We start from the raw sequence: 24301 nt of genomic DNA, 5'->3' as shown, positions 1-24301 counted from the left end.
CCTCGGCGCGGTTGCGATTCCACCGTAAGGTGGGGGTATTTCGTTACTCCAAATCAAGTCCGTTGAGTAGCGCGTCCAGGTCAATCGTTTTGCCGCCATCCTGGAAGGTGTAATGCCCGCCCAGCAGCAAGTGACGCCAAGGTTGACATGATGAACGCCGGCGCCTTGGGCTTGCCCTGGCAGCGCTCCAGTAACCGTGAGAAGATAGCCGCGTTGCAGTAAATGATGGCGTTGGCCACTAGGTGGTCGCACTGGTGGCTGATCATAGTCGATGTCCGTCTGGCCTGTTAGCTCTTTCTTACTGCCAACATGGGCGATGGCCGTACGCAACTGGAGCTAGGACTCAAAGCGGTTTTGTGAGCGGTGCACGTTGCGCTGCAACTGTGGGTCGCGCAGTTAGAGCAGCGTGTAAATGCTACGGGTGAGTTTGTCATACTCGGACACAGACACCCGGGTGGGATTGGAGGTGCTGTAGGTACAAATCTTGCGGATGAGTACCGCCTTCGTCATGTCCTCGAGTGCCAGCGTGGCCACGATCTGGTCGATGCCCTTTTTTTCATTCCCGATAGCTTGCAGGTCAATGCGTGCAACCGGCTTGATCAGGTTACATCTTGTTGGACGACACGCTGACACAGATCTGGTCATGCTCGCGCCGACGTACCAGCATGGCTTGGTGCAAACGCTGCCAGACGCCATTGGCATTCCAGTCACGCAGGCGCGCCCAGCAGGTCATACTACTGCCGTAACCAAGGACTGAGGCAAGTCTTGCCATGGGATGCCTGTTTGTAGCACGAACAGAATGCCATTGAGCGCTGCTTCATCGCTCACGGTTAGCTTACGTGCGCCAGCTTTGACGGAAGGCGTGAAGGCCGGGATCAGGAGCTGCAGCTGTCGCCACAGTTTTTTGCTAACGGGTTGTCTTGCCGTGAGGGCCAGAAGCATAAATGCTTCTGGCTTATTTTAGGTAGTCAGCCGAGCGACGATCTACTGCGGCGACTACCCATTGACCCATTTGCGGTCGCTGCAATGGGGCTTGTTGCGGTCGATGAACGAAGTTTGCCGAAGACCGAGCACCTCGCGTCCCTGAGCATCGTGGATCTTGCCCTTAGGATATATTGACGCACGCGGGGATTTGTGACCAGCTTGGCGGGCTTGGGCCCTCTGGTCACCTGCGCGGACTTCCACTGCGCGACCGATGCCTGATACTCGAGCTTGCCTCTGCGTGTTGTAGCGTTTCGGGTCAGCTCTCGCGAAACGGTGGAGGGACTTCGCCCCAGACGGCGAGCGATCTCGCGCTCCCCGACTGCGCTCGCCGAGGTCCTTAGGCAGGCCTCGGCGACGCTACTGTATGCGTAGCGCTTTTTCAAGCATCAGTCGCTCAATACGGTGCGCAGTCCGCAGTGCTCCCCCAATGCCAGCATGCCATGCCAGATGCGCCGTGCTCCGTATGTTCGGTCGCTCCCCAAGAAGCTTTGTCGTGCCTGCACCTGCGCACCCAACTGCTCATCACTCAGGCTACGCTGGCTGCGTGGCCTCACCAACCAGGCATAGAAGCCACTTCGGGAGACACGGAGCTCGCACATCATATTGACCGGCCAGGCCTCTCGGTGTTTCGAAGCAAAGCCGAACTTCACATCGACTCCTTAGCGAAGAAGGCCGCGGATTTTTCAGGATGTCGCGCTCCATCTTTAGCTTGGCAACCTCCTAGCGAAGCCGCTCTATCTCGGCTTGCTCGGGCTTCATCACGTCCTTGCCGGGAAACGCCTGCGGCGAGTCTGCCGTCAGCTCGCGCATCCATGCCCTCAGCCACGTCTCGTGCACATCTAGGTCGCGCGCAGCTTGCGGTACTGCAACGCCTGGCTCGGTCACCACCTTGACCGCTTCAACCTTGAATTCCCGGCTGAACTGTCGTCTCGTCCCCATAAACCACCTTCGGTTTCATCTTCCACCTTAACAAGGTGTCTGTGAAACCGGCTGCAGCACACTTAGCTGCTCTGAGAATAATGTAGACGCATCTGCACTACTTGGCCCAACAGTCGGAGGCCGTGGTGCCCCTTGCCAGATTGTCCGCATTCTTCAGCCCTGTGTTGCTGAGAGTGAAGTCCCCGCACTTGTCCGTTGACTGAGCTCCTGGATCTTTGCGTTTGGCGATCAAGGTGTAGGCCGCAGTGCTGCTGGCTTTCATTTCGATCTGATAGCGCTTGCTTGAGTCGGCGGACCAGGACAGGTTGGCTGGTAGCACTTTGGTGAGGTCTGAGTTGGTTGGATAGACTCCGGTTGCCGTGGCTGCACGCTCCATCCATAGCTGGGCTTGCAGCAGGCCTGCTCGTGCGTCGGCTCTGTGACCGCGGCGTACATATTCGGTATAGCTGGGATAGGCAATGGCACTCAGGATGCCGACGACCGCGACCACAATCATCAGCTCGATCAGCGTGAAGCCTTTTTGTTGGCTCTTCTGCATTTTCAATTTCTCCTCGTTAAGTTGGCAGCCATCAACGCAGCTGGTGCCAGCTGGGACGAAGCGACTGCTCAGGCATACGGGCCAGCATTTCCTTAACGTTCTTGGTATCGATGTCCGAAATTTTGTTCTTCTGGGTGATTAGCGTGTGGGAGCCTTTGCTTACCTTGACGCGCGACACATTCAGATCCAGCGCGTTGTAGAGCCCGTCATTGTTTTTATCAACAATCTGAACCGATGGGCGCAGCCCATCCATGATGTTGATAAAAGTGCGGTATTGGCGCTCTTCATCCACGGTACTGGACTCGCAGCTTTCGATATTGGGGTCGACATCTGTTCCCTTGGCTGGGACCTGGGAGTAAATGGCCAGGATATTGCTGCCGTCATAGAATTCCATGGGTTTGAGCTGACGCTCACCGACTGCAGGTAAATCCAGGTACCAGCCGTTGTAATTCGGCCAGGTACTGGCACTTAGCTTGTTGTCATCATTGCTCGCTCCAACGGTTCCAAACTGTCCATTGTCGAGCTCTGTAATTGTTTGCTGTGCCAGTTGAGCTGTAACAACTCCGGCCCCCAGGGCTCTCGGAACTGGAATGCAAGTGCCATTAGGGGTTGTGCAGGATGTATTGCCATTATTGACTTGCAGGCGCGGTCCCAAGGTTGTGGTTATCAGGTTGTAGCGAGTGTTATCCAGAACGGAATATATGGTTTGTACATTCCGGTTATTCTCATCAGCCTTGGTGGCGTTACGGCCGGTACCAAATGCCACCATCATGCCTCCAACGGCAATGGTTTTGCTATCGGCGCCCGTTCCAATAGTCATTTTTCGATCATTAGCACGCACAGTTGGAGGGGCTGTAATGGGTTGTGCAAGAGTTCTGGCGTTGTTTAATGAGGCTGGTCCTTGCGCTGTAAACAGAGGTCGTCCATTGAACGCTACTCCCCAGTTGCTGGAATCAGCGCTGGTTAGGTCAAACTTCCACATATTCCCCTGGTTATCGCCTGCATAGGCGATATCAGGTAGTCCATCACCGTTAAGATCGATTAAGCGAGGTGCTGCTAAGCCATTGTCACTGGCAATGCCGGAGCCAGTGCCAATGTCGGCGAGGCTCGCATCAATGGTGCCTACGACAGGAATACGCTTGAGTGCCATATCCCCGTCCAGATACTGAATAAGTAAGACAGGGCGCTGGGTGGCGCTGTTGTAGCCATTACCCATGACAACTGCCCACCGGTTGTTATTCATGCGTGTGATCTGCGTGGTACGCATCGGATTGTTTTCATCGGCAACAGGTGTTGCAATGATGTTTCCGATGTCCCGGTCTTCCAATACCGCTTTGGCACAGGCTGCTTGTTCTGCGCTAATCATTCCTGTCAAGGCGCAGTTAGGCGCAGTGGCTGCGTTCATCGCGGAATCTGTACTGCGAGTCCGGTCCAGTTTGACTACGGTAGACGCATCGGCAGTTGCAAAGCTACCTGGAGTGGTGACATCTAATACAAAGTAGCCTTTTCCACCTGCTCCGAGAGATCCGACCAGCATTGTTCTCCAGTTCGATCCCGGATTGGTGTCTGTCTCTATATTGGAGCCGGTATAGATATCCCCAGTCATGGGAGATCCATCTACAAAATTGCGATGCTTTTGGTTGTAGGTGGGATCTGTCAAGCGACCTAAGCTGGGAATAGTTCCTTGAGGGATATAGGCAATTTTTTCCGATCCATCAGTGGCAGAAAAACCGTGCAGCATGCCATCATTGCCGCCTGCATAAATCATTGGGGTGCGAGAGCTCTGTGAGCGAGTGAAGTCGGCATAGCCTCTTAATGGATAGTTGCTGGATGGCGGTCCCGTGAACCAGATAATGGAGTTTATGATGTCTCCCTGGATGCTCTTGCGCTCACGAAATGGCTGAGAGGCTGTGTAGCCGGTGCTTTCCGAACCTTCCATGGTGCGTACCCCGCGGATGAAATTCAGGCGATTCTGTCCTGCGGCTGCTCCTTCGTCGGTTCCAGATCCATCAGGCTTTTTCTGTAGCCATGCTTTTTGTGTCGAGCTTAACTTTGAGTCATCAGTGGCCCATTGAAAAAGAACGCCTCCTTTATATTTGTCGGTTACCCATTTGTCGCTCCAGCTAAGAATGAGCCTATTGCTGGTGGTGATTTTGGCACCAGTAGCATTCAGCGCATCAAGCTTGTCTGCTGTATTCTGACCATTCCATCCAGGTGTAGAAACAGTTGATCCATCTGTTCTCACGGTTTCGGCTTTGATGAATCCCTTCCAGCCATTTTTTGGCTCATAATTTGCTGTGAACTTTACAACGCCATTACGTGTATTATTATATCCGCTGGTGGCGGCAGCGGCGGAGCTCATTTCATGTTCTGTTTGGATAATTATTTGTCCAAAAATTTCACGAAATGCCTTTTCCAGATCTTGGCCCTTTTCCACAGCATAAAATCGACCTCGACCATTGAGGGCTGCGTGCCAGAGGTCAAGAGATCTTTTGTTTTCATTGTCCATCGCAGGCCATGATTTGTTTCCTGTGACGAAATCAGGAAAACTTCCATCATATCCAAATGGCAAGTTGTTAGTCGGAGCTGCAATGCTTGGTGCGCCTGGCCAGGTTGTCGCCATCTGACTGAAGCCGATGGTGTAAGTAACCATATGAGGCCAGGTGGCCGGGTTGTACTTTGGATTCCAATACCTCTCTAGTATTGCATCTTTACCTCTCGAGTCTTTCCCAAAATTCTCAGTTTGCGGTGCCTTGTCATATTCCGGTGTTGGCTGTATAGAGCCCTTTAAACCATGAATGCCTGAGTCGTCTTTGGCAGTTTGTAAGGCAGTTCCCCAACTATAGAAAGCCCAGTCAGCCAAGGTTTTTGTATGGGAGTCTCTGTATAGGGATGTTTTTCTCTGCTGATCTGGGCTTCCCCCGTAAAAAATTCCATCCGGAAGAATTATGTTGGTTGCATTATCTTGGCGATTTAAATCCCCGATGCTTAAGGAATTATTATTCCAGCGGCCGTCCGTCATTATGATGTGGTAGTTGCGACGGCAGCCGAGGTAAGGGGCACCCTGCTTTCCAGGATCCATAGCCCAGGGACTATTCTTTGACAATTTACGTCGCATATAGTTGTCGGCTTGGGCGAACATTTTATGTGAAGGGGTATCTTGACCTGGCGTTAAGCTATCGACGAATTTAATAAAATTATTTCTATGATCTCCTTCTAAAAAGCGCATCGAATTTGTGTTCATCTCATCTGAGTCGACACTTTCCGCATACCAAGCCTTGCCATTGTTCCACATTGCTTGCCAGCTAAGGCGAATTTTTCTGTCTGGTATTAAATCTCTGTCACGAAAAACGCCACCTTCCCACGTTCCATCGCTATTCTGTGCGCCAATCAATGCATACTTGAGAACATTCATGCGTCGAGTGGTTAGCGGCCAGGTGCCATCTCTATTAGGTCTTTTTTCGTCGGTTACAGGTTTCCACTTTAAAGGATTATCACGAAATTCTATGAAACAGTTTATAGCGCCATCAGCATTGGTGCAAAACCTCATACTCCCTGAGTCGTCTACAGAGATAATCACATTGGGTGCAACGTGGGATTTTACTGTGCTAGGAGGCGCCTGAACTAACTCAATGGATGTCGCGATCGAAGGTATTAGAACTGCACTTGCTGCTATGGAAAGTGATTTTTCTTTGAAGTGAGTAGGCATTTTCTTTTGCATGGCAATCACCTGATCTAATAAATAGAGAATATGGCTGTCTAATCTTTAAGTTTTTGTCTTGCATACGTCTGCTGTAGCACAACCATCGTGTTGGGCTTGCGTCCATATGCCAGAGCTGTAATTCGATAGACGATATTAGGTGTTAGATTTAATGGCAGGATGCTTTGTGGATTTATTGCTCCAGTGCCCGTGCTATTCACCAGAACGCCGGAGTTTTTGCTGCTGTCGTCATAGGGTAGAATTTCGATCCAGTACCAGGCCCCTTGGTTGGCAGTACTTCTGTCGCGCAATATGCTGCTTGCGGGGCTGTCATCATCCCCGATTGCTGCGCCTGTGAATTGACCATAGCGCACACCGACGGGCGTGGTGGTGCCTGTATGTACACCGGTCATTTGTGCCAGAGTAATGCCCTTGGTCGAATCTGTGTTGTTCCAAAAATCCTGCTTGTCTTTGATGTCAGGACGATCGGCGCGCTTGATGCAGATCCCGTTCTTGCATTTCGGCGCTGTGTTGGGAATCTTGTTGGGGTCTGCGAGATCCGCCAGAAGCGTTCCCACCTCTTGTGCTTCTAGCGGGATTTTCTCTACAGTCGTGCGCCGGCAAACATTGCCGTCGCTGTCATTGGGTGTGCAAAAGCTACCATCAGAGTTTTCTCCGCGAATGTCGAGTTCGGCATCTTGCAGAATGGCTTGGGCTGCCTCGAATGCTCGCTGATAATCGGCGTCATTACCGACGATCAATTCATTGAAAAGCGATGTGCGGGATGCCCACAGTGCCAGCAGCATAGAGAGCATGACAAAGATGATCACAACGAATAGTGATATGCCTCTTTGTTTTCTTTGCCGGGAAGATTTGAATGCATTCATGATATTCAGCTGACAGTAGTCAGTCCCTGGCTGCGCAGCTGGTAGATGTTGCGGAAAACCATGTGTGCTTTTCGCGTGCGTGGGGACGCCAATGTATTCATGGTCACTGATGTACTGTTGTCGCAGTCCAGATAGGTGGTGTTGTCCGGCATATCTATGGCTTCATTGCCATAAAGCACCAGACATATTTCCACGCCGACAACTTGCGGCCAGGCGCTTGCCACAGTGGCTGCATCGACATAGCTGATCTGGGGGGATCCACTGGACGCCGATGTCTGCAGCAAATATCGCACTTGAAAATTAGCGACATTCTGAATGATGGGTTGTGAGCTCCCAGATGCGCCCACGCAGCGCAGTTCATTGTTTGTGGAATTGAGCGAGAACCGGCTTTGAATCAGGTTGTCATTAGGTGATTGGCCGAGGCAGTCGCGCAGCATGGATGCTGCATTTGTCGATGTATATACCGGCCTTTTGTAGTTGCGATAACCCAAGGTGAGCTTGTATTCATTGGTTCCGGGGCTGTCCATACCGCTGATGGTATTGAGCGCTGGGTCAAAATCTGTTGCTTTGGTTTCAAAGGCTACCGGGTCGGACATGTCGATATCGGCTCCTTCTGACTTCTGTGATGCCAGATTGAGCTTCAAGGATCCAGCTTGGCGGAGTTGCTGGCCAATGATGCGAAAGGCGTATGCAGCTTGCTGTTGCAGCATGCTGCTATCGCTGACGGTGCCGGTAACGCCTCTTGATACCATTAGCGCGCCCATGGCAACGGCTATCGTCAGAAGGCCGATGACGATGCCGACGAGCAGTTCAATCAGAGTTACGCCTCGTTGAGGGTGACTTCTCGCGCTGCGAGCAGGGATGACGGAGACTGTCATAGGTATGCGTCAGGTTCCTGGGCAAAAAAATAAAGGTGCGCTATTGCCCGCGCGAAAGTCCGGCGCGCAGCGTGCACTGACCGGTATGTATTGAAGATGGCAAGTGAAGTTGGCGGGGCAGGAGGTGGGGTCCTTGGTGCTGATGCTGCCGTCGCTCTTGATGCTGGCTCCGGTGTTGATGGCGTCCTTGTAGGCTTTTTTGGCGGCGGTGCCGGCGGCGTCGCTTGCAAAGTCCTCGCGCTCGTTTTCCCGCCAGCGTACGAGCACGCCCAATTGCCGGCGGTTGGTGATGCTGCTGGAATCACCATCGGCTAGGGCCAGAAAGGTGGTTGCATTGCCAAGCGGCAGAGCGCGCTCCACCAGACGTTTCCATTCCTTGAGGTCGTACTCCGCCAATTCGGCCTGGGTGCAGGTAGTGCTGCCGACGCATTTTTTGGTCGCGGCAGTGGTTGGAGGGGTGGCAGTCCAGCCCGTGACGTAGGTGTTGATGCCGCTCAGTGCATTGGGGTTCACCTTCATGCGCTCGCTAAGGTCTTCAATCAAACGGATTGCCTGAGCGCGGCGCATGCTGGTCTGGGTGTCGGTCAGCGTGCGCATTTGTACGCCGAGGATGCCGAGGATGCCTAACGCGGCGACCACGATGGCAATCAGCGATTCCAGTAAAGTAATACCTCGCTGCCTGCTGATTTGGCGAGTGTGATTCAGTTGGTGCATGGCACGTCTTTTTGTTCAATGACTCGAATTCGTCCGCCCGAAGACATGCAAATGCCTTTGGTTGCGGCAGAGGTTATTCCAGCAGGCTGAGGCGCTATCGTGAAGCCGATCAAATTGGCGCCGTCCATCATTCCCCAGCGGTCGACACTGATGGTGGCGCCTGATTTGGTTCTGGTGACGGTTACTTTGGCCGGTGGCTCATAGCGCTGAATCTCCTCTCCGCTGTTCCAGCGTCTGTTGCCATTGCTATCCACGAAGACGACCCAGCCGCAATCCCAGTCCTGGTTGGTTCCGTCGGTGACGCAGCCAACAGTGGTTCGGGGAAGCTTTTCCAGATATACGTTGCCGCCGCGCTTGATAGATTCTGAGCGGGCGAACATCAGACTGGATTTCATGATCTCCACGGCCTCCATGACGCGCCAGCGCTCAAAAATAAAGTTGAAGCTGGGCACTGCAATGGCGCTGAGGATTGCGACGATGGCAACGGTCACTATCAGCTCAATGGAGGTGAATCCGTAACCGCTCAAGCCGGGGGCGGCGAGATGCGGAGCGTTGTCGAAGCTGGTGTACATACAGACTCCTCGTTAAGGGCGGGCCTGTGCCGCTGCCCAATGATCCCGTTCGCTTGGTTAACTGCTGCATGAGCCGGTTGCAGATTCGAGTCGCTTGATGCGTCCACTGCTGCTGACGCAGATTGAGGATGCATTGGCGGTGCTGCCACTTTTTGGGGTCAGTCGAAATGCAAAATCAATGGCGGCATTCGTGCTTGAGAATCTTCCCCAGCGGTCGACCTTGATCGGGTCGGTCAGCTTGGCATCGCTGGTATTGGTGAACTGCACGCTTACCTTGTTGGGAGCAGGAGCGGTTTGCAATGTGTCTTCGCCGCTGTCCTGTGCGCCGTTGCTGTTCAAGTCGGCAAACACAATCCAGCCGCAGCTCCAGAGACTGGTATCGGAGCCCACCGCTGTGCAGCCTCCGCCATCGGCGCTGCGCAAAATAGTCACATTGCCGCCGCGCTTGATGGCTTCGGAGCGCGCAAAGTAAAACGTGGACTGCAGTTCCTCGGATGCTTGGCGTACGCGCCAGCGTTCAATGATGGGGTTGAAGCTGGGGGCCGCGATACCGGCCAATATCGCCAGAATGGCGATCGTGACCATGAGTTCTATGGCGGTGAAGCCTTTGATGCAGCGATATTCCATCTGAGGACAGTTGAATACTTAAGAACAAGTGGAATACATGCCGCTGTCGGCACAGATGAATTTCTCCAGATCACACCTTCAGCGTGCGCTCAATATCCATAAGCTTGTAACGCGCCAGTGCCAGATTGTTTTTTTTCGATCAAGCACCAGATAGAGGTAATGGTCGGCCAGAGTGATCAGCATGTCCTCAATATTGCAGCTGATGCCAAGCGATTTCATAGTCTAGAGCTTGGCTTGGACGACCTGTCTGTTGCCTGCCGCAGCCAAATCCAAGTTCAATCCTCCACCGGCCTGTGCCAGACACATACCACTACGGTAGTCGACTAAGGCTGCAGCCAATGCTCCGTCAATCGTCATCGCGGTGTCTATGGATGACTTCAAATTTGTGCTCATGTTGCTCTTACTTCCTTCCTCATTGAATTTGGAATTCTCAGTAGCGCTTTTCAGTTTGCTCAGTTCTCTCTCACTTCCTTGCTTACTGAAATTTGCATTGATTTTTTTCGGCTTTCTCAGTCCGCTCTCACTCCCTTCTTGGTTAATATGTTTCATATTTTTCTCAGATTTTTCTCACTCCCCATATATTCATTAATTTTTTCACAAAGTGCTGGAATATTTCGATGTCTTCCATCAGCCCTTTAGGAAGTGTGAGAATCCACACAATTGAAGCTGAAAGTATCGTGTTGTTCGCGAGTACAGCCGGCAGCATGGGAAAGCTGCCAGGTTCAACGAGAACTGCAATGGGATTGGGCTTGCAGGTAATTCGTGCCAAATCAACCGCCTTTGAAATGCGGTACCAACTGATTTTCGGTGCGCCAGAGACATAACGGGGTAGCATATTTCACTAGGTGCCATGACCTTTTCTTCCTGATACGCTCAACAGCGTGAGCACATATGTTCCCATACGAGAGGTGAGGTTCAAAAAAGTAACGATTAGGTATTGCATCCATGACGGCTCTATGTTTCTATCAAGGTTATCGTCTTGTATCACGTGCTACTCTATATCTTATGGCATCGAGCATGAGAACAATCTGATTAATACAGCGAATACAACTATGGCTGGAACTAGCTAGCAAGCAGCCTACGAACGTTGTATGCAAGCCGCGCAGCGTGGGTAAGATAGAAAGCTTAGGAATTTAATGATCAATTTTTTCTCAACGACTAGTTTTTACAAAATGCTAATGGATCAACACCGAAAAATACATATTCTTAAATTACTTTAACAATTATTGGGCGCCTTCTCCCGCTAGTGAACCTAAACATAATTTCCACACGCATGTGCTTGCACATGCGTGCCGGGTGCGGCAGCATCGCTGCCCATGGGGCAATCTGATCTCGGCCTGAACTTTTCACGCAAGCGCGAATTTCTTGAGCAGATGCAGCAAGTCGTGCCGTGGAAAGACTTGGTGGCCCTACGCCCCTGAAGGGCGTCGAGGAGGGCCACCGTTTCCTGTTGAGACGCTGCTGCGCATTCACTTCATACAGCGGTGGTTCACGCTCAGCGATCCGGCCGTGGAAGAAGCGCTGCACGACATGCCGTTGTTTCGGGAGTTCGCCGGTTTATCGTGGGAAGACGCCACACTGGATGAGAGCACCATCCTGCGCCTTTCCCCTTTGCTGAAAGCGCACCATTTCACGGAGCAAATCCTGGAGACAATCACGGACTTGCTGGTGAGCAAAAAGCTGATGCTGCGCACAGGCGCTATCGTGGATGCCACGTTGATCGCAGCGCCCGGCTCCACCAAGAACAGCACCAACTCTCGTGATCCTGAGTTGCACCAAAACAGTGGTACTTCGAAATGAAGGCCCACCTTGGCATAGATGCAGACTATGGCCTGTTGCACACCGTACGCGGGACCGCAGCCAATGTTGGCGATGTGGAGCAGGACAACAGCTTGCTCCACGACCAAGAGAGCGATGGCTATGGCGATGCTGGTTACCAGGAGGCTGACAAAAGCCCGGATATGCCTATCCAGACGTCTGAGCACAGCTGCGTTGACATATCGCCATGAAGCGCAGCAAGCGCAAGGAGCTGGATCTACATGGCCTTGCAATAGCAACTTGCGCAGCTCAAGCCCAAGACTCGGGCCAAGGCTCGCTATCGAGATTTAAGAAAGAACACCCAGCAGCTGCATACCCTGTGTGCCTTGGCGAACCTGTGGATGGCCATTGTCCATTTGCTGATCAACAGCCAACCTAAGCTTGCGAGGACAGCCTAAAAGGCAAGATGCCCGCGGAGCGCGGGCATCTTGAGTGCGATGGGGCATGGTTCAAGAGACCCATTCAAGCATTACCACGCGAGGATTCGCTTTATGCAGACCATCCTAGGTCAACTTGCTTTCTGACCACATTCATCAGGACCTCATGCGCGAAGTCGTCTGGGCGGTAAGAATCTGTCGAAACTAGATTACCCCCCCTCCAGCCATAGAGAGGTAGCACCAGTCCAAGCAAGCCAATACACTTTCAAGATCACAGTAAGCTCAGCGGGCTCGTGCTTCCCGCTCCTAAAGACGGCCCTCCTATATCCTCACCAGATGCGACCCACCTCAGCCGAATTTGGGACTCGCGGGCAAAAGACGTGAGTATGGCTATATTCCCTTGCGGTTCCACCATTAACGATAGCCTAGGCACGTGCTCGGCTTGCTCGCTGGCGGTCTTCGCCACTAACTGAAGAATTCTTGAGTATTTGGCCTGGATTATATCCACTGTATCAGTGGCGTTAGATACCTTGAGCTACTCGAACTTCACCACACCGTATACAGACATGGCTTCCCTCCTTTGCTATGGAAGCTCGAATTTAATCAGTCAAAGCACCTTTTAAAGCAGTGCCGTCCACAGACTAAGTGCCGGCGCCGAATGATAAGCCTCTACTGAAATGTGCACGATCCTCGGGTGTGCACATTGAAGCGACCCGGGAATAAAAAAACCACCGAAGCGAACCAAGGCGGCAAGTGCCGGCTTTCGGCCAGCAAGGAGACAAATGAAAACCTCTCGGAGTTCGTTCGTTTAACCTTGGATGCTTATTTTTTGAACACATCAGTGGGGTTGGAACGCTTGCTAAGCTGATCTCTTCGATATCCGCGTTGAGTTCCATGAGCTTCACCATGGAGCACTACCGCTACGACCCTGTCTTTACCGACGACTGACGTGACCTTGACCATAACTTCAGGGACTGTGCAGCGGACCACCGCAGTGTCATCCACAAACAAGGTACAGCTTACCAAGCTCTCAACGTCCATAACCACTCCTTTTTATACGAATACTTAAGATTACTGGATTGATAAAATAAATGTAATAATTTTTGTAAAATTCAATAAAATCTATCAAAGCGACAAAACCCGCTAGGTTTTATTTTGGTCACGTCGCTGGCTACCGTAAGTTAACCAGGGCAGCGGCAACCAGCTTCCGGCTGGCAGAAGTCAAACAGAAAAACTGCCCGAAGGCGGATCTTTGAAAAACCGGATTTTTACGAAGCCCGATTCACAACCAATCGTCTGGAGTGGAACGCAGCCAAATCAGCTGTGAACCTCATATCTGGATGCAACTTCTCCAAATCATCAAGCAGTTCATCTGAGACCATGTCCTCACTCCAGAGGCCTCTGCACTTAGCTCCAAAAATGCCGCTTAGGTCTTGTAGACACCGACCTAAGCTTCTCGGGCTTCCTCGAACTCTATTGGACTAATGTACGCAAGTATCGAGTGCGATGCGTCGGGTTGTAGAACCGCTCGATGTAGCCGAACACATCTGATCTCGCTTGCTCGTGCGAGCGGTAGATCTTGCGAGCTGTGCGCTCCGTCTTCAGACCAGTGAGGAAGCTCTCATTGCCGAGTTGTCCCAGACTTCGCCAGCACGGCTCATGCTGCACACGATGCCTTGCTCAGTCAGAAGCGGCTGGAAGTGTTGCTGGTGTATTGGCTACCCTGGCCAGAGTGATGCAGCCATTCCTGCGGCCTTCCACGACGTCAAACAGCTATCATCAGTGCATCAGCCACGAGTTGGCTGGTCATGCTGAACTAATCCACTATGCGTCCGCGAGTACAGGTCCAGCACAACCGCCACATACAGCCAGTCTTCAGCCGTCCAGATATAGGTAAAATCGGCAGCCACTTGCGGTTCGGTGCATCGGCCTTGAACTGGCGATCCAGCAAGTTGTCGGCGATGGCTCTGCGCTGGTGCTTAAGCAGGCCTCGGGGACGCGGCCGTGCAGCAGGTCTGATGCCAACTCGCGCCATGCCCTCAACTACGTCTCATCTGCACCTAGGTCGCCGCAGCTTGCGCCACTGCAACGCCTCGCACAGTCACCAGCTTGACCGCTTCAACCTTGAATTTCCGACAGAACGGACGTCTCGTTCCCACAAAGCACCTCCAGCTTCATCTTCCGCCTTAACAAGGTGTCTTTGAAACCGGCAACAGCCCAACGAATTATTGCAGGCAATAGGTTCGCCCAATTCGCGCGCTCCTCAAAGGAGACGGCAGCTAACCCGTCCGAACTCTTAATGGAAAGGTTCAGGCCGAGATCAGATTACTGCATGGGCCGCGATGCTACCGCACCCGACACGCATGTGCAGACATATGCCTGTGGGAGTTATGTAGAGGTTCCCTAGGAGATGTGAATCCTCCATGAGAAACAATAACCGCATTATTTGAACCCGCTCCGACGCGTTCGATGATGATATTTATACTCCAGCTAATTGATTGATTTTTTCTACCATATTAGCCGAATCCACTTCATCCATCTTTGATAAGGCACTCGGATCATTCAATGCCGTGGTAGTCCTCTTATCATTTTTCTCAAACTTGATCGCCCCTTTAACCCAGTCACAACCAAATCAAGATAAAAATCAGCCAGCGCTTCTTTTACATCTTCGGCACATTCAGCACCTTCGCATTACACCAATATATCCTTCTTAGGTGTCATTTAGGATGGAAGCCGATCAACAATCTGAGCCAGTTGCTCGGGATACTTGCCTTCCATCGTCGCCACATTACCATGTCCGACCAGCAGCAGCTTGATAGCACACTGGATATTCCTCAGATCGCCACTCACGCCTTGTAGCGAGCCATTAACTATTAGCTTCGTCAATACCGTACAGGGATGCTTCAATTGTAGGTTTCGCGCAGCGTTCTCAGTCACCTTATCGTTTCCAATCTGCACAATCAGACGCGAATCGTAAACAAGCTTCGGAGACCTTTCCACTTGTTTCGGAATGGTAACGGCTCAAGGCGCCTCCTCAACCGACACGGCATTTAGGCGGAAATGATATGTGCCCTCGCCATCCTGCCTCTTCAAAGCAGGTATCTTCCCCGTCAAACTCTATTTGCGGGTTGCTATACTAGTTGAATTCACATCATCTAGCTTCAGATCTGCGCCTTCCCCATTTTTATCAATATTTTCGCTGGAATTATTGATGTTAATATTTCCTGCATTCAAATTACGGACTACGTCCTCAGAACCACGCTCAAGGCCTGTGGACAAAGTGGGCGCCCGTCCCGGCCTCACAGCCGTCATCATTCGACCAAGCACCTTGTTGCCACCGATTGAAATTGATCGTGCAAATTTCGATTTGTTAGGCTTAATCTTCTTTAATTTATTATTGAGAATAGGGTTAAACATCCCCTTTTTTGCAAAAACTGGCAACTCGGTTATATTAGAAATTGCCTGTGCTTGTGAAAAAAAACCACCACAAGCTCCAAAGCAAGATTCAAGATCGATCCTTTTTATTGCTCCAGGTAAAACTGCACCATGTTCTGCCAAGGTGCTTTCAATTTTATCGACAAATTTCCCCGCATCCTTTGCACCCATCGACTGAAACGGTGCCCCGTGAACCCTAATTTTCAACGTGTGCATATTAGGGTCATAGAAAAGGATGCTGTCCTTTCCGAAAACATTTTCCTTGTAAACAACAGGCGAATTTATTTGGAAACTAGAGCGCGAAGAATCCTTGATTCCGAAGGGGTCGCCTCCGACACTTCTTGGCAGCAAGGAAGGCGGCTGATTGGCATTACCAGAATCAGGCCCAGTCACTAGCAAGCTCTCTTTTTCAGGTCCCTCGTTAAAGCTTAGGATGTCCGGCTTTTTTTCCGATGCACCTGCGTCACCAGATCCCTTTCCTGCCGACGGAGAAGATAGCCGAACATGGCTTGTTGCCTGCATAGAAGATGTCCCCACTTCCGAGTCGCTGGAGATGGAAAAACTTGCCTGCTCGGACTGTCCCCCACCCGGCATGTCGTCCATTGTCAACTTGCTTTGCAGCGGTCGGCCATCAGGCCCCAGTGTTCCAATATCTCGGCCTGAAGGCGGGTCGATTGGGCTCAACGGATAGCCTTTGCGACCATCTCCCAAGTCCCGAGGCGAGTTGAAGCTTTTGCTGGATGACACCTTCTCTTGCGAATTGTCATCGGTCTCGAGTTCCAAAACCCCTCCCCCGGTGCGATCGCCCATTGACGGCACTGCAGGACGCTTCAGGTGATCTGGTTGAGGCGGTACGGGAAGCTTTTGTCCCGTATTGGTTGGCAATTTGCTTTCGTGACCTTTGTCTGCGCTACCGATCAAATCTAACTCATACTTGTGCCCGCTTTTCGGTGGTAGACCAGCTTCTTCCAGAACTACGTTTTTCCCATCAGGGGTTATGAACAATGGATTGAATCTTGTGTCCTTAGGGTACAAAACTTCCTTTTCATAATCCTCCATCGATATTCCTGAAACATCCGCACCAGATTCTCCAAAGATGATGAATTTCTTCGTCTGTGGCGATTTTTCGAATGATTCAGCTATTTTTGGATCCTTGGAAGTCGAAAAATATCCAGGATCAGAAATCTCTGTGCCTTCGACTATCGATTGTCCCGCTGGCGCAAGTCCACCACGATAGGATTTTACGATCGTTCCATTGCTTAGTTTGGGAATGCCACTTTGCAGTCCTTCATCAACCGCTTTCCGATGGTCGGGCCGCTCCTTTTTTTCTCTCAGCTCTTCATTGAGTTTTCGATACTCACCATTGGTATACAAACCAATGCTCATCGCCTCACCGTCGGTTAATTTTGGTGAGGGATTGGGGAGATACTGTCCAGCCTCCATGCCAAAGTGGTTTATTAACTTTTCCGCCAATAGGTCTTCTACAGGTTTTGGCCTTGGCGGCATGGCAGGCCTTGGTGGCAAGGCAGGCAGCTGATTGACATTGCCAGAAGCAGGCCCCACTGTTCCAATATCTCGGCCTGAAGGCGGGTCGATTGGGCTCAACGGATAGCCTTTACGACCATCTCCCAAGTCCCGAGGCGGTTTGAAGTTTTTGTTGGATGACACCTTCTCTTGCGAACTCCCTTTCTGCTGATTTTTTTCATTGGTTGATGGGCTCCCCACGCTGGAAATGGTGCCTGTGTATGTCTGTTTATTGATTCGACAGGCAAAATTATGAATTGTGGTGCAATTACTACCGGATGCTTTCAAGGCGTCAAATACGTCTCTCATGTGCGCCTTCTTACCAGGCTGAATAGTGATTAAATCAAATTTATCTGTTGGCTTATAATGATCAAAGACAGGAGCATGCTCAAATGAATAATTTTTAATTGTAGTACCTGAGTCGCTGGAGTCAATCGGTGGCACTGAAAATCCTTGAAGCAAATGATCTGCTTTCGTTCCTATAGAAACATTTCCATCCAAAGAATTAAAATTAACCACTTTCCCGTCAGGGACCTTAACTTTTCCGGAGCCAGGCATAAAAATGTTGCGGGAAGGCGTATGGCCTCCATGCCCCAAAATTAATACTGTTGAAGCGTTAGGGCCGCGACTCTTAATATCAACATTTTTATAAGAAAATGTCTTAAGTTCACTTGATGATGATTTGGATGCGTCTTCCGAATTCAGTAAAGAACGGTTCTTTTCAAAATCTGGCGTCAACAAGCTACTATCAGCACTTAGCACTCCGCTATCCCGGCCTGACGGCGGATTTAATTCATTGGACGGCGCCTTCGTTTGCAAGTTGCTCGACACATTCTCATAGTTGACAGGCTTGAGCTGTCGTCCAGATTGCAGTTGCGGTGCGTGGTTTTCCTTTGAAAGTACTTTTCCCGGCAGTTCGGCAGGCTGATTTTGTTCAGCTTTGGCCCCGGCTTTTAGTTGCGCATCTATCTTGGTTGGTGCACCCGAAACGGGGGTGCTGTGAGTCGCCCGTCCAGACTGCGGTGCTCGCTCGCTGTCTTGTCCCGAAGTCTGTGGCAGCGGTCGAGCATCGGTCCCCAGCATTCCAATTTTCCGGCCAGACGGCGGGTCGACTGGGCTTAGCGGATAGCCTTTACGGCCATCTCCTAAGTCCAAAGGCGGGTTGAAGCCTTTGCTGGATGACACCTTCTCTTGCGAATTGTCTGTCTGCCGATTCTTCAGTTCCGGAGAATCGACACTGGCGCCACCCCTCTTGGCGTCAGGTTTTTTATCGTGCAGTTTTATTTCTGGCATGTATGCTTTGATGCCGATTCTGTCACTGGTGCTTTGAGTCGTTATCTTTTCCGATTTTCCTCCAGCCGACTCGTGAACACTGGTCGCATCCACGACCTGGACGTTCTCCTGCTTTAGATCGCTCCTTGCACTCAGGATCACCTTGCCGCCGCTCTTGATCACCGTTCCTGTGACTGTATCGCTGTTGGAGATGTCCAATCCGAATGCCGCATTCGGTGTGCCAGAGGACGAGAGGTTTTGCGACATACCCGCAAATTTGCTCGCGCCCTTGTTCTTCCCTCCGGAGACGGAGAGGCCGACGCTCACCTCCACAGACGTGCTTTTCTGTCGATCATGGGCCGCCTTGAACTGCAGATCGCCTTGCGAGACGAGCGTGACATCGTTCTTGCCCGCATCGAATGAGGTGCCGACGAAAGTCGCATCTCCGCCGCTGTGGATATCGATAGAGCCTTTGCCGCTTCTCACGCTTGCGCCGATCTCGGTATCGCGGCTGCTGGAGCCGATTTGCACTTGCGCATTGGCATTGACACCGCCGCCCTTCGTTCCAGCAGATACGCCTACATCGACGCCCACACCCTGTTTACTGCTTTTCTCATGGTTCGTGGCTGCCCCGAAGAGGAGCTTGCCACCAGCGTTCAAAGTCGCTTTGCCGTCGGCGGCAAGATGAGTTCCTTCAAAGCGCGAGTCGCCCTTGGTGTTGATCGACAGATTGCCGCCCGCGACGATGCCTCCGGCGATCGCCTGACTACTGGAGTCGCTCTCCTTGTTGCCGTGGTAGTTAACGCTCAGGTTTACGCTGGGTCCCAGGAAGTCCAGGTCGACGACCCCGCCTGCTGTGGTCGAGTCGTTGTGGGAACTGGCCGTGTTGTGCGCTGCGCGGTAATTGAGAGAGTCGGCGTCGAGCGACACGTTTTTACCTGCGCTGATGCTAGTGCCCTCGAAATCCGTCGCGCCGCTGGATTGACTGTTTGCGTTTCCGCCCGCTTTGATCGTAGACACGACCGCCCGGCTGCCATTCGAACTGCCGGCTTCATCCTCATGAACATAGCTTGCCGTCAAACCCGCACCGACCGAGGCGCTTTTTTCTGACCCGCTCAGACCCACGGAAGCAGCAGCGGTCGCCTCGGCGTATTGCCCAAGCTTCATCGTATCGGTCTGGGTGCCGGAGGTACTGTAGGTCTTGTCTGCAGCCGCCCGGCTGGTGATCGTCTTGGCAGATTGAGCGAAATCACCACCCGCATCGATCTGCGTGCCGACGTCATCAATGCGTTCGGTGGCCGTGCGAGTGATATTGCCCCCGGCGACAAGGCCCGAGGTCACCGCGGCGGTCGTGCCGTCAGCGCTGTCGGTCCGGGTGTTCGATACATAGTAGCCCGACTCAGCCCGGGCTTGACCCTGGACGCTCGCGTTTGCGCTCGCCCCTAAGCCCAGCGCGGCCCCGGCGTTTGCTTTTCCACTCGCCTTGCCGTCCACATAAAGTCCAGCCGTCGTGAGGCTACTGCTAGATCGCGTCTCACGGACATCGTTGACAGCCGTGTAGCTCTGTTCTTTGGCCTCGATGTTCACATTATTCTTGGCCGCCAGTGTCGAGCCTTCCAGCTTTAGCGTGTCTGCATTGACAATACGCAAATCGTCTCCCGCGCTGATCGACGAGCCTTGATGGTTGGTTTCGAGTGTCGACGTGGTATTCGTCCTGTGTTGTAGATAGTCCAAACGACTGTCCGAGCTCAAGCCGACGCGTGCATTAATCCCAACCTTGGCGGTCGGATTGACCTTGGCACCAACGGCAGCACTCGCTTCTGCACTGATTTCAGCCTCAGCGCTGTTGGTACTGCTTGCCATGATTCCGATAGTCAAGTTCTCCGTCGACGTCGTCGATGTTTTTTTGTCCTCGGCCGCCAGCAGCTCGATACTATTCACATCGATCACGGCATTACCATCAATCGCCACTTTCGAACCCTGCAAGCCGACGTTCTTCGCCTTGATCGCCGCGTCACCGCCGAACTTCACGGACGATCCGACATGATGCAAATCCGTTGTATCTGCTTGAATTTTGGTAACACTCATGAGTGCCAATCCCGCCGAAGCGGTACCGGTTGCGCTGGCCGATGCACCTGCTTGTACTGAAGCGCTGTAATTACCATTGTCGGCGCTGGCGTTGGCGCTTGCCGAAACCTCGGTTTTCGTAGAACCGGCGCTGGAGGCGCTGACCTGCAGCAGTTTGATGCTCTCGGTCGTGGTGTGTGTTTCATCGTAGTCATGGCCTGCGAGCAGGTTGATGTTGGTGGCGCTGATGTTGCCATTGCCCTTGACGTCGATGCTCGAGCCTTTCACTGTGAGGTCGTTCTTGGCATTAAGTGAAGCATTGCTGCCTCCAACCTGGAGTGTGCTGCCAACATTGCGCACTGAACCGGTGTGGGTGGTGATAGTGGTGGAGCCGTACAGGGAATCGTTCATGCCCAACCCACTGGCGGTGTTGACGGAGTGGATGTCGCTTTTATTTTCGCGCGCCAGGATATTCAGGTCGCCGCCCGCCTTCAGGTCGGCGCTACCTGCAGCCTTGGCGTCGGTACCGGCGAGCGTGATGTTCTTGCCCGCATTGATCGACAGGTCGCCGCCGCTTGTGAGGCCCGACTTCACCTGGTCGACCGTGGTCGTGGTGGTGGTCGTCGAACCGCTGCGGAACGCGCTGTTGTAGCTGCTGTGCGTGGTGGCGGCGGTCTTGTTCTGGATCGTGTCGAACGTGACGTTGCCGCCGGCCTTCAGGCCGGCATCGCCGTCGGCCGCCACGTTGGCGCCGGTGTTGGTGATGTCCTTGGCGGCATTCAGCAACAGCATGTCGGTCGATTCGATCGATGCCGTCTTGCCGATGTCGGTGGCATAGCGCTGATCGACGCCAGAGCCCGAAGCCGTCGTCTTATTGATGATGCTGCCCCCCGTCGACGTGATGCTCACGTTGCCACCCTTGATCGTGCCCGAGGTGTTGGTCACGTCGCCCACGGATACCACGTTCAGCGCCTTTTTGCCGGCGATGGTACCGCCCGTGTTGGTCAGCGAGGTGAGGCTCAGGTTGGCGTTCTCCACCGTGATGACCGCGCCCTGCATGACGCCAGCCTTGGTCTGCGGCGACAGGTACACCACGGGCGCAAGCACCACCCGGCCGTCGATCTCGGTCTGCACCATCCACACGATGTCGTGCGTGAGCTTCGATTGCTGTTCGGGCGTGAGCGCCTGGCCGTAAACGAGGCCCAGCGACTTGCTTTCGCTGACGGCCGAGTCTAAAAGGCCCTGCACTTGGACGCCCTCATCCTTCACGCCTGCCAGCAGCGAAGTGCGCATCTGTGCGATGAGCTGCTGCTTGATGAGATAGGCCTCGTAGCTCGAGTCGCCCAGGCGGCGCACGAGCGTGTCGACGTCGTAGCCCAACCGCTCGGCCAGGTAGTCAGAGCTCACGGTGGACGAGCCGATATGGTAGCGCGGATTGCTCTCGACCAAGTAGTTGGCACCCGGCTCCAGGGCGGTCACATAGAGGCCGTTGGGATTGGTCGGCAGCGGGATGTTGATGCCACCGAACGACGTGCCCGTCACGCCGTTGGCCGCGTTCACGGCCACGAAGAAAATGGCGGGGCGGCCATTCAGCGTGGTGACGGGGGTCACGGTGCCGGTGGTGGTACCCGTGGCCTCGCTGCCGACCGTGCCCTTGGTGGCGTCGTCGCCGTCCTTCGGCTTGACCGTGGCGGTCTTCGCGTCGCCCTTCTTCATGTCGGCCGTTGCCGCTATCGAGCCATTGTTGGTCAGCGCGAAGTTGCTGCCCGTCAGCACGCGGGCAAAAACGCCTGCGCCGATGTTGCTGATTTCGGTGACGGCTTTGGTGGTGCCGTCGTTGATGACGCTTCGTTTGTAGTACGTCAGGGGCCCGGCCGCTATGTACTTGGTTTCCTCGGTCCAGGTGCGCGTGTATGAGGTGCGCTGCAGCGCAAGGTCGTCGTTGGCGAAGGTGCCCCCGCTGCCGCTGAACGTGACAGTGTCGCCGGAGATGACGCCACCCAGGTTCTTGCCGGTGCTGAATAATAGGTTGACCGCACCGGTCGCGGTGATCTGCGGCTTGACCGTCGGCGTACCGCCGAAGTAGGTCTGGTCCTTGTACCAAGTCTCCTTGTAGTGCCAGCTCTCGTACTGGTCGCAGCAGCCGTGGCCGTTGTAGCCCTGGCTGTCGTAGCCGGTCTGGGTCTTGACGCGCGCCGACTCGTCGTCGTATTTGCGCGTGTCGCCGCCCAACACCTCATTGCTCAGATTGCGCGCGCTCAACGTGATCGAGCCGTTGCTGTCGATGGTGCTGTTGTTGACCAGCGTGTCGGCGTTCAGCGAGACCGACTGGCCCGCGCTGATCGTGCCCTGGTAGGCGGTGAGCGTCGCGGCATTCGTCAGCATGCCGGAAGCCGATGCGTTGAGGGCGTTGCCCGCATACAGCGTGCCTTGGTTCGTGAGGTTGCCGGCCGTGGCGCTCACCGTCAGGTCGTACAGCGCCGAGATGCCGCCGGTCAGCCCGTTGCCGAGTGATGGTGCGTTCACCTTCAGGTGGTGGCCCGAGAAGAGCAGACCGTTGTTGGTCAACGCACTGGTCGTGGTGATGCTCGTCAGCGACGGGTTGCCCTGGTCGGTCGACCCCAGCACGGCGGCCTTTGAGCCACCGAGCGTCAGCGTGCCGAGCATAAGCGTCATGCCGCGGTCCGAAGACAGCGTGGCGCCATCGCCCAGGCTGATAGTGCCCAAGGTGCCCGTGAGGGTCTGGCCGACCACCGTGCCGGCAGTGCCAATGCTCAGGGTGCTCGCGGGCGTGCCGATCACCTCAAGCGTGCCGTTGCGGCTTTGCATGAGGCCGTTGACGTTGGCGGTGTAGGCGTTGCCGCTGCGGTCCTGCATCGTGAGGTTGCGCTTGGCAATGAGCGTGCCGTTGCTCGTCAGGCCGCCCGTGCCCACGGCCAGCGTGAGCGCGCCCGAGGACTGCAGCTTGCCGTCGTTCGTGATCGTGGTGGCGGCCACCGTGCCGGCGCCGGTCGCGTCGGTGGTCACGGTCACCACGCCGCTGCTGCGGTTGTTGAGCATGTTGACTGCGCTGACCGTGCTGTTGGCACGCATTCCGCCCTGAAGAGTGCCGGCGTTGTCGATGCTCGCCACTTTGATGGTCAGACCGTCGCCGAGCAGCTTGCTGCCGACCGTGGTGGTTAGTGCGGCGCCCGTGCCCTGCACCGACAAATGATTGCCGGCCTGGATCGCTGCCGTGGTGCCGTTGTTGCTCAGGTCTGTTTCCACGTTGGCCGTGAGGTCGCCCAAGGCGATGAGCTTGCCGGTGTTGGTGAGCTGGTGGGCGCCAATGGTCTCGTTGCCCGCGCTCTGCAGCGTGCCGCCGTTGGTGAGCGTGCCGGTGACGGTCACGGTGTCGGTGGCCGTGTTCTGCTGCGACAGCAGCCAGGTGCCCTGGTTGTCGAGGCTGCCCACGGCGATTCTGCTGCCCGAGACGGCCTGCGTCGTGCCGGTGGCCGTGTTGCCGAACGACGCGGCCTCCAACGCCTGCGCCTGTCCGGCCAGCAGCTTGCCGCTGTTGACCACGGCTTGCGTGCCGTTGCCGTTGCCATCGGCAATGTCGATGCTCTCCTTGGCTTGGAGCTGGCCGCTGTTGGCCAGCGTGCCGTCCACGCGCAGGGTGGCGTCCCCCTTGTCGGCGGTGGCGATGCCGGCATTGTCCAGGCCTTTGCTGGCCGCGAGGTTCAGCGTGGCAGCCTTCAGCACGCCGGTGCGCATGTTGTTGAACTGGCCATCGCTGCTCACGCCGAGCCCGCCGCTGGCCTGCACAGTGCCCACATTGGTGAAGTTGCCCATGGTCGTGGCCGTGAGGTCGGCCGCAGCGATCAGGGTGCCCATGTTATTCACGCTGCCCGCGTCCACGGCGACGGTGCCTGCGCTCTGCAGCGTGCCACTGTTGACGACGGTGCCTGCCACGGTGAGCTTGTCGGT

11 protein-coding genes and 6 pseudogenes are annotated in these 24301 nt (G+C 54.0%); 1 reads left to right on the top strand and 16 read right to left on the bottom strand.

What is annotated here, in order from left to right:
- Positions 1-43: 43 nt before the first annotated feature.
- The 13 genes and pseudogenes from ACLBXN_RS09035 to ACLBXN_RS08975 form a co-directional block, all read right to left on the bottom strand.
- A pseudogene (locus ACLBXN_RS09035) lies at positions 44-603 on the bottom strand (Tn3 family transposase); the annotation flags it as partial.
- A gap of 31 nt (positions 604-634) precedes the next feature.
- A pseudogene (locus ACLBXN_RS09030) lies at positions 635-942 on the bottom strand (transposase); the annotation flags it as partial.
- 57 nt (positions 943-999) lie between these two features.
- Positions 1000-1313 (bottom strand): annotated as a pseudogene (locus tag ACLBXN_RS09025) (helix-turn-helix domain-containing protein); the annotation flags it as partial.
- Between the two features lie 31 nt (positions 1314-1344).
- A pseudogene (locus ACLBXN_RS09020) lies at positions 1345-1923 on the bottom strand (transposase); the annotation flags it as partial.
- A 97-nt stretch (positions 1924-2020) separates the two neighbouring features.
- Positions 2021-2461 (bottom strand): type IV pilin protein, encoded by a 441-nt coding sequence (locus ACLBXN_RS09015; protein ID WP_447611878.1) that lies wholly within the window; start codon positions 2459-2461, stop codon positions 2021-2023.
- A gap of 31 nt (positions 2462-2492) precedes the next feature.
- Positions 2493-6182 (bottom strand): pilus assembly protein, encoded by a 3690-nt coding sequence (locus ACLBXN_RS09010; RefSeq protein ID WP_447611877.1) that lies wholly within the window; start codon positions 6180-6182, stop codon positions 2493-2495.
- Positions 6183-6220: 38 nt separating this feature from the next.
- Complete coding sequence (locus tag ACLBXN_RS09005) at positions 6221-7048, bottom strand: pilus assembly PilX family protein (RefSeq protein ID WP_447611876.1); 828 nt, start codon at positions 7046-7048, stop codon at positions 6221-6223.
- Positions 7049-7053: 5 nt separating this feature from the next.
- Complete coding sequence (locus ACLBXN_RS09000) at positions 7054-7926, bottom strand: PilW family protein (RefSeq protein ID WP_447611875.1); 873 nt, start codon at positions 7924-7926, stop codon at positions 7054-7056.
- A gap of 9 nt (positions 7927-7935) precedes the next feature.
- The gene (pilV, locus tag ACLBXN_RS08995) at positions 7936-8640 is read right to left on the bottom strand and encodes a type IV pilus modification protein PilV (RefSeq protein WP_447611874.1); all 705 of its coding nucleotides are present in this window, start codon (positions 8638-8640) and stop codon (positions 7936-7938) included.
- The gene (locus ACLBXN_RS08990; protein WP_447611873.1) at positions 8628-9212 is read right to left on the bottom strand and encodes a GspH/FimT family pseudopilin; all 585 of its coding nucleotides are present in this window, start codon (positions 9210-9212) and stop codon (positions 8628-8630) included. The genes pilV and ACLBXN_RS08990 overlap by 13 nt, the downstream gene beginning before the upstream one ends.
- A gap of 57 nt (positions 9213-9269) precedes the next feature.
- Positions 9270-9839 carry a GspH/FimT family pseudopilin gene (locus ACLBXN_RS08985; RefSeq protein ID WP_447611872.1) on the bottom strand — a complete coding sequence of 190 codons (570 nt, stop codon included), beginning with the start codon at positions 9837-9839 and terminating at the stop codon, positions 9270-9272.
- A gap of 222 nt (positions 9840-10061) precedes the next feature.
- Positions 10062-10388: a hypothetical protein gene (locus tag ACLBXN_RS08980; RefSeq protein WP_447611871.1), complete on the bottom strand. Its 327-nt coding sequence runs from the start codon at positions 10386-10388 to the stop codon at positions 10062-10064.
- Between the two features lie 7 nt (positions 10389-10395).
- Positions 10396-10608 (bottom strand): hypothetical protein, encoded by a 213-nt coding sequence (locus tag ACLBXN_RS08975; protein ID WP_447611870.1) that lies wholly within the window; start codon positions 10606-10608, stop codon positions 10396-10398.
- A 547-nt stretch (positions 10609-11155) separates the two neighbouring features.
- Here ACLBXN_RS08975 and ACLBXN_RS08970 point away from each other — a divergent pair.
- Positions 11156-12055, top strand: a pseudogene (locus ACLBXN_RS08970) (IS5 family transposase).
- Between the two features lie 1426 nt (positions 12056-13481).
- Here the strand turns inward: ACLBXN_RS08970 and ACLBXN_RS08965 are convergent.
- From ACLBXN_RS08965 to ACLBXN_RS08955, 3 genes and pseudogenes are all read right to left on the bottom strand, one after another.
- Positions 13482-14042 (bottom strand): annotated as a pseudogene (locus ACLBXN_RS08965) (IS3 family transposase); the annotation flags it as partial.
- Between the two features lie 713 nt (positions 14043-14755).
- Complete coding sequence (locus ACLBXN_RS08960; RefSeq protein WP_447611869.1) at positions 14756-15034, bottom strand: C80 family cysteine peptidase; 279 nt, start codon at positions 15032-15034, stop codon at positions 14756-14758.
- A 117-nt stretch (positions 15035-15151) separates the two neighbouring features.
- On the bottom strand, positions 15152-24286 hold the full coding sequence (locus ACLBXN_RS08955; RefSeq protein ID WP_447611868.1) for a hemagglutinin repeat-containing protein: 9135 nt from the start codon (positions 24284-24286) through the stop codon (positions 15152-15154).
- Positions 24287-24301 lie beyond the last annotated feature (15 nt).

Source organism: Comamonas sp. C24C (genome assembly GCF_053345995.1).
The sequence above is the reverse complement of the archived record's forward strand: the minus strand, read 5'-3'. Positions and strand labels throughout refer to the sequence as shown.